This is a genomic window from Faecalibacterium sp., assembly GCF_052358865.1.
In the GTDB taxonomy this organism is placed as follows: domain Bacteria; phylum Bacillota; class Clostridia; order Oscillospirales; family Ruminococcaceae; genus Faecalibacterium; species Faecalibacterium butyricigenerans.
Window position 1 is genome coordinate 15,784 of sequence record NZ_DAWCVJ010000030.1, and the last position, 12,105, is coordinate 27,888.

The window sequence follows — 12,105 nt, forward strand, 5'->3', positions numbered from 1 at the left end:
AGTGATTCAGATCAAGAATGCGAAAGAGCTGGACGGTATGCGCAGGGCAAATGCTCTGAGCGCAGCTGCCCTGAAATACGGTGGTGAGCATATCGAGGCAGGCATGACCACCTGGGAGCTGGATAAGCTGATCTATGACTTCATCGTGAAGCATGGCGGCATCCCCAACTTCAAGGGTCTGTACGGCTTCCCCGGAACGGCCTGCATCAGTTTGAACGATACCATCATCCATGGTATCCCTTCGCATGACATCGTCATCCGTCCGGGTGACATCGTGAGCATCGACACCGGCGCAAAGGTGGACGGCTTCAACGGCGACAACGCCTGCACCTATGGGGTGGGCAAGATCGACCTCGAGGCCCAGCGCCTGTTGGACGTCACCAAGGCTGCTCTGTACAAGGGCATCGAACAGGCCGTAGCCGGCAACCGCATCGGTGACATCGGCTATGCCGTCCAGAGCTACTGCGAGGACGCAGGCTTCTCCGTGGTCCGCGAGTTCGTGGGCCACGGCACCGGCCGGGAGCTGCACGAGGACCCCGAGGTGCCGAACTACGGCCATCAGGGCCGCGGCCCCCGCCTCGTGCCCGGTATGACCATCGCCATCGAGCCGATGATCTGCCAGTACGACTACAAGATCAAGCAGCTGAGCGACGGCTGGACGGTCAAGACCAAGGACGGCGGTCTGGCGGCTCACTTCGAGCATTCCATCGCCATCCTGAAGGATCACACCGAGATCATGACCAAGAGCTGGGATGATCCCGATTTTGACCCGAGCACCTTCAGCTTCAAGTAAGCACTGAGGCCGAGACCTCCCTGAAAGGGGAGGTCTTTTTTGGCTTTGCAGGACGTCATTTATGCAATTCTGACAACTTTTGGTGAAAAAGATTCATCTTCACGGTGGAAATGGCAATGCAGGGGGCGGAAAAAGACTGTTTTGAAAAAGCAAGAAATTTTTATCGGAAATACGGAAAAAACCACTTGCAAAATGGATGCAAAAGGTGTATAATCTATAAATGGCCGTGGCAGCCAGATGCTTTCTCGGTGGACAGGGATTCTCTGCCCACTTTGCGGATTTCGTGCCGCAGGAGAAGAAGTATGTGGCTTTCATCGCCGCCTGTCCGTCCCAACACGACAAACTGAGCAGATCCAAATGAGGAGGCAATTAGCTTGTCTAAAGAAGACGTCATCGAGATCGAAGGCATCGTGCGTGAAGCCATGCCCAACGCCATCTTCAAGGTGGAAATGTTGAGCGAGGACAAGAACACCGGGAAGCTTGCTCCCAGTGGTCACATCCTCTTAGCGCACATCTCCGGCAAGCTGCGGACCAATTTCATCCGTATCCTGCCCGGGGACAAGGTAACCGTGGAAATGTCGCCCTACGACCTGTCGAAGGGCCGCATCACCTGGCGCTCCAAATAAGCGTCAGGGTATCAACCAAAAGGAGGTTCAACATCATGAAGGTCAAGCCTTCCGTGAAACCCATCTGCGAAAAGTGCAAGGTCATCCGCCGCAAAGGCCGCGTGATGGTCATCTGCCAGAACCCCAAGCATAAGCAGCGCCAGGGCTAATTCGGGCGCCTGGGGGTCAAGTGCGTAGAGTCCCGGCGCAGACCCCGACACTGACATGGGATGATTTTGGAGGAAAACTACTATGGCACGTATTGCCGGCGTTGACCTGCCCCGCGAGAAGCGCGTTCAGGTGGGTCTCACCTACGTTTACGGTATCGGTCAGACCACTGCCAACAAGATCCTGGCAGCTACTGGCATCAACCCCGATACCCGCGTCAAGGACCTGACTCTGGAAGAAGAGGCCAAGATCCGTGACTACATCGATCAGGCTAACATCATCGTCGAGGGCGACCTGCGTCGTAACGTCGCTCTGGACATCAAGCGCCTGGTTGAGATCCAGTCCTTCCGTGGCACCCGCCATCGCAAGAATCTGCCCTGCCGTGGCCAGCGCACCAAGACCAATGCACGTACCTGCAAGGGCCCGAAGCGCACGGTCGCTAACAAGAAGAAGTAAGGAGGTTCTGAGAAATGGCAAGTGCAAATAACGCCAAGAAGGGCGCAAACGTCCGTATGAAGCGGAAAGAGCGTAAGAACATTGCAGCCGGTCAGGCTCACATCCAGTCTACGTTCAACAATACTGTCGTCACCATCACCGACCTGCAGGGCAATGCAGTGTCTTGGTGCTCCTCTGGCTCCCTGAACTTCCGCGGCAGCCGCAAGAGCACTCCGTTTGCAGCTCAGTCTGCAGCCGAGACTGCTGCCAAGGTCGCTATCGAGCATGGCATGAAGACCGTTGAGGTCTACGTCAAGGGCCCCGGCGCTGGCCGTGAGTCCGCTATCCGTGCGCTTCAGGCCACCGGTCTGGAAGTCACCCTCATCAAGGACGTGACTCCCATCCCCCACAACGGCTGCCGTCCCCCGAAGCGCCGTCGTGTCTGATCGAAGGAGGAAACTGAATTATGGCAAAGAATACGCAGCCTATCGCAAAGCGTTGCAAGGCCCTGGGCATTTCTCCTGCGGTCATGGGCTATGCAAAGAAGAATACTACCCGCAACTCCAATGGCAACATGCGCAAGAAGCAGTCTGAGTACGCTACTCAGCTGAAGGAGAAGCAGAAGGTCAAGTTCATCTACGGCGTGCTGGAGAAGCAGTTCCACAACGCCTACCTGAAGGCTGAGGCTATGCCCGGCAAGACCGGCGAGAACCTGCTCCAGCTCATGGAGCGCCGTCTGGACAACGTCGTGTTCCGTCTGGGCTTTGCTCAGACCCGCCGCGACGCTCGTCAGCTGGTCTCTCACGCTCACTTCACCGTCAACGGCAAGAAGGTCAACATCCCCTCTTACCTGATCAAGGCCGGTGATGTCATCGAGGTCCGTGAGTCCAGCCGCAGCTCTGCTAAGTTCGCTAAGCTGACTGGCCCTGAGGCTCCCGTCGTGGCTCTGCCCTCTTGGCTGGACCGTGAGGCCGGCACCCTGAAGGGCGTCGTCAACAAGCTCCCCGAGCGCAGCGACATCGACTACGAAGTTGCAGAGCACCTCATCGTCGAGCTGTACTCCAAGTAATCCATTAAGAAGGCCTGGCCTTTCATGTGGATGGCCGGTTTTCGCATTCTTTTCTTTGAAAGAATTTAATAATGGGCCGATGGCAACATCGGTTTGACAAGGAGGGCATAGATATGATGGAGATTGAACGTCCCAAAATCGAAACGGCAAGCCTGTCTCCCGACGGCCGCTACGGCAAGTTCGTGGCAGAGCCGCTGGAGCGTGGTTTTGGCATCACACTGGGCAACAGCCTGCGTCGTGTGCTTCTTTCCTCTCTGCCCGGTGTCGCCGTGACCAGCGTCAAGATCGACGGCGTGGTTCACGAGTTCTCCACCATTGAGGGCGTCAAGGAAGACGTTACCGAGATTGTCCTGAACCTGAAGGGTATCGCTGCAAAGCTGTACACCGACGGTCCGAAGACAGTGCGTGTTGAAGCAGTCGGCCCCTGTGAGGTCACTGCGGACAACATCAAACAGGGCGATGATATTGAGATCCTGAACCCTGAGTGGCACATCGCAACCCTCGGCGAGGGCGGCAAGCTCGTCATGGAGCTGACCTTCGATAAGGGTCGCGGCTATGTGCCCGCTGAGCGCAACAAACAGGCCATCGTCGAGAAGAATGACATCAACACTCTTCCCGTTGATAGCATTTACACCCCCGTGCTCAAGGTGAATTATAATGTCGAGAGCACCCGTGTGGGACAGGCGATCGATTATGACAAGCTGACCATCGAGGTTTGGACCGATGGCACGATCAATGCGCAGGAGGCCGTTTCTCTGGCAGCCCGCGTGCTGACCGAGCACCTGAACCTGTTCGTCAACCTGTCCGACGAGGCCGCTGGCGCTGAGATCATGGTGGAGAAGACCAACGACGACAAGGAGAAGGCTCTGGAGATGACCATCGAAGAGCTGGATCTGAGCGTCCGTTCCTTCAACTGCCTCAAGCGCGCCGGTATCAACACGGTGGAGGATCTGGTCAGCAAGAGCGAGGACGAAATGATGAAGGTTCGCAACCTCGGCCGCAAGAGCCTCGAGGAAGTCATGGCAAAGCTGGACTCCCTCGGCTTCAAGCTGAACACAGACGATGAGTAAATAATTAAGTTAAGGAGTGAAACGGGATGCCCGGTACCAGAAAGCTCGGTAGAACCAGCGACAGCCGCAACGCTATGATGCGCGCTATGGTTACCTACCTGTTAGAGAATGGCAAGATTGAGACCACTGTCACTCGCGCTAAGGACGTTCGTTCCATGGCCGAGAAGATGATCACCCTGGGTAAGGCCAGCGACCTGCACACCAAGCGTCAGGTCTACGCCTACATCACCAAGGAAGATGTTGCAAAGAAGCTGTTTGACGAGATCAGCCCCAAGTACGCTGACCGCAACGGCGGCTACACCCGCATCATCAAGATCGGCGCTCGCCGCGGCGACGCTGCTGAGATGGCAGTTCTGGAGCTTGTCTAAGCTTCTCTGACTGAATAAGATCAGTATCAAAAAGCCCTTTCCCGTCCGGGAGGGGGCTTTTTTCTGTTTTCGCCGCTTGGCATCGTCCCCCTTGCGTGATATACTGATACTGTTATGGTATGCAGATTTCCACAGGCAGGAGGGGATATGTTGAAAATCAAAGGATGGCTGCGGGCTGCGGCGCTGACGCTGGCGCTCTGCCTGCTGCTGACCGGGTGCAGCTTCCCCATGCAGGAGACGATACAGGTGGAGGAGCTGCTGCGCGCGCCCCGCCTTGCGGGCGATTACGGTGCGCTGCAAGCGGCCCTGAATGACTGGCTGGGGGAGAGCGCCCAGCTGAAATACCCGATGCAGGGCGACCTGCTTTCCCCCTTCGTCCTACAGGATTTTGACGGCGACGGCCAGCAGGATGCGGCGGTGTTCTACACCACGGCCCTTACCTCCAATGTATGCGTCGCCTTTCTGCGCAAGAACAGCGAGGGCAGCTGGCAGGTGAGCCAGACGGTAGAGGGTCTCGCCGACACGGTGGACAATGTCCGGCTGGCGCAGCTTCAGGCGGGCGGCACGGCCCAGCTGGTGGTGGGTTATACGGCTTCGCAGGAGGATCGTTATCTGGCGGTCTATTCCTACGAGAACGGCGAGGTGTCGGCCATCCTCGAACAGGCCTATGAGCAGTACCTTGTGGAGGACATCACCGGCGGCGGCAACGAAGACCTGATCCTGATGTCCACGCAGGAGGGCAGCGGCGTCCAGATCGAGCTGCTGACCGTGGACAAGGACGGACGTTTCCAGCAGGTGGCCGTGATGGCGCTGTCGGGGGATAAATTCTCGGGCTGCGCCTCGGTGGCGGCAGGACTCGGTGCGGACGGCAGGCACTATCTGGTGCTGGACGGCTGGACGGGCATCTCGGGCAACAATCTTGCCTCGGTGCTGCTGCGGTTCGATGAGGAGAGCCAGCAGATGGTGCCTGCATCTCAGATCAGCAGCGAGGAGCTGTACAACGCCTCCCTGCGCAACGTACCCAACCTCGTGAGCCGGGATCTGGACGGCGACGGCACGGTGGAGATCCCCACCCAGCCCGACGAGGCAGGCCTGCTGAACATGAGCCAGAGCCGACGGATGGACTTCATCGTCTGGATGGATTACACTGCCGCCGCGCCGGAGAAGAGCTTCGGCCTTCTGGACGAGGAGACGGGCTGCTATATCGCCCTGCCCATCGAGTGGGAGGGCAACCTGATGCTGACCGACAGCGCGGAGGTGGAAGGTGCCGTGGAGCTGCGGACAGTGGACGAGAATAAGCTGGTGCTGACCATCCGGATGGCCTCTTCCAGCGAGAGCGCGGTGGGCTGGGTCCGCCTCGGCGTGGTGGCGTCCCGCCAGATGCAGGCAAAGCTCGGCCCGGATGTGACCATCGAGGACCCGGATTACCGGCTCTCCCGGTCGCTGTATCGGCTGAATTAGCCCTCTCAGGCCGGGCAGATCTAAGCTGACGGAGTAAAAATGATTTTTCGTAAAATGCCGGGCCTTGCGCACAGGGCAAGCAGGCGAGAAACGGAGGAACGATAAATGGTCAAGGTTCTGGTAGTAGAGGATGAAGCCAGCATCCGGGAGATGATCGCGCTGAACCTGCGTCTGGCCGGGATGGAGGCTGTGGAGGCGGACAGCGCCGAAGCGGCTCTGCCGCTGTTGGAGCAGCGCCCGGGCTGCGATGCGGCCATTCTGGACGTGATGCTGCCGGGCATGAACGGCTTCTCGCTCTGCGAGACCATCCGCCGCACCGACCAGAAGATCGGCATCATCATCCTGAGCGCCAAGGGGCAGGAGCAGGACAAGATCCGCGGCCTGTCCATCGGCGCCGACGACTATATGACCAAGCCCTTCAGCGTCAGCGAGCTGCTGGCCCGGGTGGAGGCCCTCTGCCGCCGCGTAGGCCGTTCGGCCAGCACGGCGGCGGGGGAGCAGGCCCCGGTCTCGCTGGTAAGCGGCAGCTTTGTGCTGGACGAGAACCGCCGCGTCCTGCTCAAGGCGGGCAAGCCCATCGAGCTGACGCAGGTGGAGTTCCAGATCATGGAGCTGTTCTTCCGCAACCCCGGCGTTGCGCTGGTGCGGGAGCGCATCCTGAAAGGGGTCTGGGGCGAGAACTACTTCGGTGACGTCAAGATCGTGGACGTGAACATCCGCCGTCTGCGGATGAAGGTGGAGGATGAACCCAGCCACCCGGCCCATATCCTCACGGTGTGGGGATATGGGTATCGGTGGGAGGAGTAAGGACGGAAAGGGAGAAAACGCCATGCGAAGCGGCATTACCCGGAGATGGCTGCGGGGCAGTCTGCTCATTACGGTGCTGCTGGTGCTGCTGGTGGAGGTCATGTTCCTCTACAGCACCACCCGCAGCTACTACAACGGCGTCCAGCAGACCATGTACCGCCGCTTTTCGTCCATCACCGGCCAGCTCAAGATGTACACCGGCGAGACGAGCCAGAAGACCGCCGCCAGCCGCAGCGTGGCGCTGCGCCGGATGGTGGAGCAGTTCTCCGACAAGGACAAATACGAGTTCATGCTGCTGGACAGCTACGGCGGCGTGATCGCCTCGTCCAGCGGCACCGACGCGGAGGGCATCGTGACCAGCACCGACTTTGAACAGGCGCAGGAGGCTATGGACGGGCAGGGCGTCGCCATCTACCGCACCCAGAGCGGCGAGATGGTCATGGCGGCCTGCTGCCTCGTGCCCTATGCCGCCGAGGATGTGGCCGCGATGCGCCTCGTCACCAGCCTGACGCTGGTGGGGCAGCAGCTCAAGCGGACGGCGGTGGTGGCCCTCATCATGGGCACGGCGGTGCTGGCCTTTACCATCATGTCGGGACTCTATTTTGTGCGGAGCATCGTGGTGCCGCTGGGGCAGGTGGAGCGCACTGCCGCCAGCATCGCCCGGGGTGAGCTGGACGTCCGTCTGCCCGTCACCGGCGACGAGCGGGACGAGGTAGACCGTCTGCGGGGCACCATCAACCGGATGGCTGAGGGTCTCGAGGAGACAGAAAAGATGAAGAACGAGTTCATCAGCTCTGTCTCCCACGAGCTGCGCACCCCGCTCACCTCCATCCGAGGCTGGGTGGAGACCCTGCGCACGCTGGACGACCCCTCGGACGAGAACTACCGCAAGGGCCTCGAGATCATCAACAACGAGACGGCCCGCCTCTACAACATGGTGGAGGAGCTGCTGGATTTCAGCCGCCTGCAGAACGGACGCCTCAAGATGACCTGCCGCCCCCTCGACCTCGTGGCGGAGCTGACCGACGCGGTGCTCTTCTGCGAGGCCCGCATCCAGCGGGAGGGGCTTGTGCTGGTGTACAATGAGCCGGAGGAGATGATCCCGGTCTACGCCGACCCCGACCGACTGCGGCAGGTGTTCATCAACATCATGGACAATGCCATCAAATATTCTGCCCCCGGCGGGCGGATCACCGTCAAGCTCTGGGCCGGGGAGTACAAGGCCTTCGTGGAGATCCTCGATCAGGGCCGGGGCATCCCGCCGGAAGATCTGGAAAACGTCAAGACCAAGTTCTACAAGGGCAGCAACTCGGTGCGGGGCAGCGGCATCGGTCTGGCACTGGTGGACTCCATCATGACCGCCCTCGACGGCACGATGGACATCAAGAGCACGCTGGGCCGGGGCACTGTAGTGACGCTGGGCCTGCCGCTCTACAAAAAGTAAGATTTTGTCACATTTATGTGGTAAGATAGAGGCTAAAAAACGGACAGGAGAAATCCATTTTATGAATCACGAACCCAAGAAGGAATGCTTCAAGACCAGCGTAGGCGGTCAGGCCCTGATGGAGGGCATCATGATGCGCGGCCCGAAGCAGATCTGCTGCGCCGTGCGCAAGCCGGACGGCACCATTGAGACCAAGATCGAGGACACCCCCAAACACGGCATCTGGGCAAAGATCCCCATCGTGCGGGGGGCCATCTCGATGATCGAGAGCCTCATTACCGGCTACCGGTACATGATGTACTCCGCACAGGTGAGCATGGGCGACGAGTACGACGCCGAAGAGGAAGAGTCCGCCTTCGAAAAATGGGTGGGCGAGCATCTGGGCAAAAAGGCCGAAGACATCCTGATGGCCGGTGCGGCCCTTGTGGGCGGTCTGTTCGCCATCCTGCTCTTCACCGTTCTGCCCACGGTGCTGGTGGGCGGTCTCGGCAAGGTGGTCGTCCTGACCCGCTGGCCGAAGGTCATCCTCGAAGCGTTGCTCAAGGTCGCCATCTTTCTGACCTACATGGTGGCCATCTCCAAGATGAAGGAGATCCACCGTGTCTTCGAATACCACGGTGCCGAGCACAAGACCATCGCCTGCTACGAGGCCGGCGACGAGCTGACCGTGGAGAATGTCCGCAAGTATACCCGCTTCCACCCCCGCTGCGGAACCAGCTTCCTCATTCTGGTGGTCATCGTCAGCGTCTTTCTCTACAGTGTTCTGCCGTGGAGCAGCACCAGCCTCCGTGTGGTCTTCAAGCTGCTGCTTCTGCCTGTGGTCATGGGCATCAGCTACGAGCTGCTGAAATGGTGCGGCCGCTCGGATAACCTCGCAACCCGCATCATTCGCCAGCCCGGTCTCTGGGTGCAGCGGCTGACCGTCTTTGAACCCGATGACAGCATGATCGAGGTGGCCATTGCAGCCGTGACGCCCGTTTTGCCCGAAAAGCCGGAGGACGGAACATGGTGAGCGAAGGGATGCTGCCCCGGGCCGCCGTCCGGGAAGTGGAAGAGCGTCTGACGGCGGCAGGCTGTCCCGACGCGGACTTCGACGCCCGGGAGCTGTTCCGGCTGGCCACAGGCCGGGACGCCCGGCTCACAGACCGCCCGCTGGACGCCGACGAAGCGGCCAGACTGGAGGCGCTGACCCTCCGCCGCGCAGCCCGGGAGCCTTTGCAGTACCTCTGCGGCAGCTGGCCCTTCCTCGACTTTGAGCTGGCCGTGGGGCCGGGGGTGCTCTGCCCCCGCGCCGACACCGAGGTGGTGGCCGAAGCTGCTGCCGGGATGCTGGCAGGCGTGGAAACGCCGCGTGTGCTGGACCTTTGCGCCGGAACAGGCTGTCTTGGCCTCGGCGTCAAGCGGCTCTGCCCGGCGGCGGTCGTTACCTGCGTGGAAAAAAGCCCGGAGGCCTATGCCTACCTCGAAAAGAACACCCATCTGGCCCTGAAGGGGCAGGGCGGCAGCACCGAAAATGTGCTGGATGCTTCGCCCTTTGAGGCCCCGGCCTTCGACTGGGGCTTCCGGACTGCCCGCGCTGCGGAGCCGGTGGAAGGCGACCTCTTCACCTACTGGCAGACCCTGCCCGACGGGCAGCTGGACCTCATCGTCTCCAATCCGCCCTACCTGACGGCGCAGGAGATGCGGGAGCTGCAGCCCGAGGTGGCGAAAGAGCCGGCCATGGCGCTGGAGGCCGGGGACGACGGACTCGTATTTTACAGGGCCATCGCGGAACACTACCAGAAGGCCCTCCGCCCCGGCGGTGCGCTGGCGCTGGAGATCGGCTGGCAGCAGCGGGAGGCTGTGGAAGCCCTGCTGGAAGCAAACGGCTGGGTGGACATCACCTGCCGGAAGGATTTTGGCGGCAATGACCGCTGCGTAATGGCCCGTAGAGCAGAATAAGCGTGAGAAAATAAAAAATATCTACAACTATCTGTTGTCATATCTGAAATCTGTGATATACTATAGAGGAAAGAATCGGTACAGCACAGCCTGCACCCCGCAGGTAAAGCGATAAAGGAGCAGCACGCTATGGCAAAAAATCAGAACAACAATGTCGCCCCCGCCACCCAGAAGACGGAGCCGGGCGCAAAGAAGGACGCGCTGGCAACGGCGCTGGCCCAGATCGAAAAGCAGTTCGGCAAGGGCGCGATCATGAAGCTGGGCGACAACACCGCCATGCAGGTGGACGCCATCTCTACCGGCAGCCTCGGCCTCGACCTCGCGCTGGGCGTGGGCGGTGTGCCCCGCGGACGTATCATCGAGGTGTTCGGACCGGAATCCAGCGGTAAGACCACACTGGCCCTCCACATCCTCGCCGAGGCCCAGAAGAAGGGCGGCGAGGTGGCCTTCATCGACGTCGAGCACGCCCTTGATCCGGCCTATGCCTCGGCGCTGGGCGTCAACATCGACGAGCTGCTGGTCAGCCAGCCCGACACCGGCGAGCAGGCGATGGAGATCTGCGAGGCGCTGGTGCGTTCCGGTGCCATCGACGCCATCGTTGTGGACTCTGTGGCCGCTATGGTGCCCCGCGCCGAGATCGAGGGCGAGATGGGCGACAGCCACGTCGGCCTGCAGGCACGTCTGATGAGTCAGGCCATGCGCAAGCTCACCAGCGTCATCGGCAAGACCAACACCGTCTGCGTCTTCATCAACCAGCTGCGTGAGAAGGTGGGCATCGTCTACGGCAACCCCGAAGTCACTACCGGCGGCCGCGCACTGAAGTATTATTCCTCTGTCCGCATCGACATCCGCCGCGTCGAGGGCCTGAAGGACTCTTCCGGCCAGTTTATCGGCAACCATACCCGCGCCAAGATCGTCAAGAACAAGGTGGCGCCCCCGTTCCGTGAGGCTGAGTTCGACATCATGTTCGGCGAGGGCATCTCCAAAATGAGCGAGCTGCTGGATGTGGGCGTCAAGCTGGGCATCGTCCAGAAGAGCGGCGCGTGGTTCAACTACGGCGACATCCGTCTGGGTCAGGGCCGCGACAACGCCAAGCAGTTCCTCAAGGACAACCCCGAGATCGCCAACGACATCGAGGGCCAGATCCGCGCCAACGCGGATAAGCTCTACGCCACCCGCCGTCCGGTGGGCAAGGCTGCCGCTGCGGCGGACAAGGAGGAGGGCGGCGAGACCGCTTCCGCCTCCAAGGAGCCGGTCGTCAAAGCACCGGCCCGCAGCAGCGAGAGCGAGCTGGACATCATGGTGGAAGACTAAATGGCTTTTTCGAGAAGGGGCCGTCCGCTGGCCGAGGAGGAAAAATCCACCGACGCCGCCAAGGCCCGCGCCCGTGCGATGGAGCTTCTGGCCGGGCAGGAGCTTTCGTCCGGCCAGCTCTATGAGCGGCTGGGGCGGCGCTTCACCCAGCCCACCGCCGCCGCTGTGGTGGCCGAGATGGTGGAGCGGCAGTATGTGGACGACGAGCGCTATGCCCTGACCCGCGCCCACGGCCTGCTGGCTGCCCGCAAGAGCCGCCGCGCCGCCGCGCAGAACCTGCGGCAGAAGGGGCTGGACGCGCAGCAGATCTCTGCTGCGCTGGAAGAGGTCTATGCCCCGGATGAAGCGGGCGAAGACCCGGAGCTGGAAGCTGCCGCCGCCCTCGTGGAGGGACGGTATCGCAGCAAGCTGGCCGCAGGGCGGAAAGACCTTGTTGTGGCTGCGCTGGCCCGGCGGGGGTTTGCGTATCCGGTCATCAAAGAGGCGATAAAGAGAGCAGAGGGGGACGATTAGTTCTCTTTTGCTGCCAAAAGAGAACTGAAAATCCTTCTCGCGCTGGTAGCGCGGGGTAAAACGCTGTTGCGGTAAGGCTAAGTTCTCTTTTGCGTGCCAAAAGAGAACCAGAAAAGC

At 60.7% G+C, this 12,105-nt stretch carries 16 protein-coding genes; all 16 read left to right on the forward strand.

Annotation, left to right across the window (positions count from 1 at the left end):
- The first annotated feature begins 1 nt into the window (after position 1).
- The 16 genes from map (at position 2) to ACT8X9_RS06800 (ending at position 11,988) form a co-directional block, all read left to right on the forward strand.
- Positions 2-793, forward strand: a complete 792-nt coding sequence (gene map / locus ACT8X9_RS06725; protein ID WP_249233661.1) for a type I methionyl aminopeptidase — start codon at positions 2-4, stop codon at positions 791-793.
- 39 nt (positions 794-832) lie between these two features.
- On the forward strand, positions 833-1,006 hold the full coding sequence (locus ACT8X9_RS06730; RefSeq protein ID WP_444268506.1) for a hypothetical protein: 174 nt from the start codon (positions 833-835) through the stop codon (positions 1,004-1,006).
- 161 nt (positions 1,007-1,167) lie between these two features.
- The gene (infA, locus tag ACT8X9_RS06735; RefSeq protein ID WP_227621510.1) at positions 1,168-1,419 is read left to right on the forward strand and encodes a translation initiation factor IF-1; all 252 of its coding nucleotides are present in this window, start codon (positions 1,168-1,170) and stop codon (positions 1,417-1,419) included.
- A 35-nt stretch (positions 1,420-1,454) separates the two neighbouring features.
- Positions 1,455-1,568: a 50S ribosomal protein L36 gene (gene rpmJ, locus ACT8X9_RS06740; RefSeq protein ID WP_005921832.1), complete on the forward strand. Its 114-nt coding sequence runs from the start codon at positions 1,455-1,457 to the stop codon at positions 1,566-1,568.
- A gap of 82 nt (positions 1,569-1,650) precedes the next feature.
- The gene (rpsM, locus tag ACT8X9_RS06745) at positions 1,651-2,022 is read left to right on the forward strand and encodes a 30S ribosomal protein S13 (RefSeq protein ID WP_015564647.1); all 372 of its coding nucleotides are present in this window, start codon (positions 1,651-1,653) and stop codon (positions 2,020-2,022) included.
- A 14-nt stretch (positions 2,023-2,036) separates the two neighbouring features.
- Positions 2,037-2,447 (forward strand): 30S ribosomal protein S11, encoded by a 411-nt coding sequence (rpsK, locus tag ACT8X9_RS06750; protein WP_005934894.1) that lies wholly within the window; start codon positions 2,037-2,039, stop codon positions 2,445-2,447.
- A 20-nt stretch (positions 2,448-2,467) separates the two neighbouring features.
- Complete coding sequence (gene rpsD, locus ACT8X9_RS06755) at positions 2,468-3,070, forward strand: 30S ribosomal protein S4 (RefSeq protein WP_015564648.1); 603 nt, start codon at positions 2,468-2,470, stop codon at positions 3,068-3,070.
- Between the two features lie 113 nt (positions 3,071-3,183).
- Entirely contained in the window at positions 3,184-4,140 is a 957-nt protein-coding gene (locus ACT8X9_RS06760) for a DNA-directed RNA polymerase subunit alpha (RefSeq protein ID WP_444268507.1), read from the forward strand.
- Positions 4,141-4,166: 26 nt separating this feature from the next.
- On the forward strand, positions 4,167-4,508 hold the full coding sequence (gene rplQ / locus ACT8X9_RS06765; RefSeq protein ID WP_005934891.1) for a 50S ribosomal protein L17: 342 nt from the start codon (positions 4,167-4,169) through the stop codon (positions 4,506-4,508).
- Positions 4,509-4,655: 147 nt separating this feature from the next.
- Positions 4,656-5,969 (forward strand): hypothetical protein, encoded by a 1,314-nt coding sequence (locus ACT8X9_RS06770; RefSeq protein WP_227621509.1) that lies wholly within the window; start codon positions 4,656-4,658, stop codon positions 5,967-5,969.
- Between the two features lie 105 nt (positions 5,970-6,074).
- Positions 6,075-6,776, forward strand: coding sequence for a response regulator transcription factor (locus ACT8X9_RS06775; protein WP_227621508.1), 702 nt, complete (start codon positions 6,075-6,077; stop codon positions 6,774-6,776).
- Between the two features lie 22 nt (positions 6,777-6,798).
- Positions 6,799-8,220 (forward strand): ATP-binding protein, encoded by a 1,422-nt coding sequence (locus ACT8X9_RS06780; protein ID WP_444268508.1) that lies wholly within the window; start codon positions 6,799-6,801, stop codon positions 8,218-8,220.
- Positions 8,221-8,281: 61 nt separating this feature from the next.
- Positions 8,282-9,232, forward strand: a complete 951-nt coding sequence (locus ACT8X9_RS06785) for a DUF1385 domain-containing protein (protein ID WP_249233659.1) — start codon at positions 8,282-8,284, stop codon at positions 9,230-9,232.
- Positions 9,226-10,161 (forward strand): N5-glutamine methyltransferase family protein, encoded by a 936-nt coding sequence (locus ACT8X9_RS06790; RefSeq protein WP_444268509.1) that lies wholly within the window; start codon positions 9,226-9,228, stop codon positions 10,159-10,161. The genes ACT8X9_RS06785 and ACT8X9_RS06790 overlap by 7 nt, the downstream gene beginning before the upstream one ends.
- Before the next feature lie 129 nt (positions 10,162-10,290).
- Positions 10,291-11,475, forward strand: a complete 1,185-nt coding sequence (gene recA / locus ACT8X9_RS06795; RefSeq protein WP_227621504.1) for a recombinase RecA — start codon at positions 10,291-10,293, stop codon at positions 11,473-11,475.
- A complete protein-coding gene (locus ACT8X9_RS06800; protein WP_412590325.1) occupies positions 11,476-11,988 on the forward strand; it encodes a regulatory protein RecX in 513 nt (170 codons plus the stop codon). It begins immediately after the preceding gene.
- Positions 11,989-12,105: the final 117 nt, after the last annotated feature.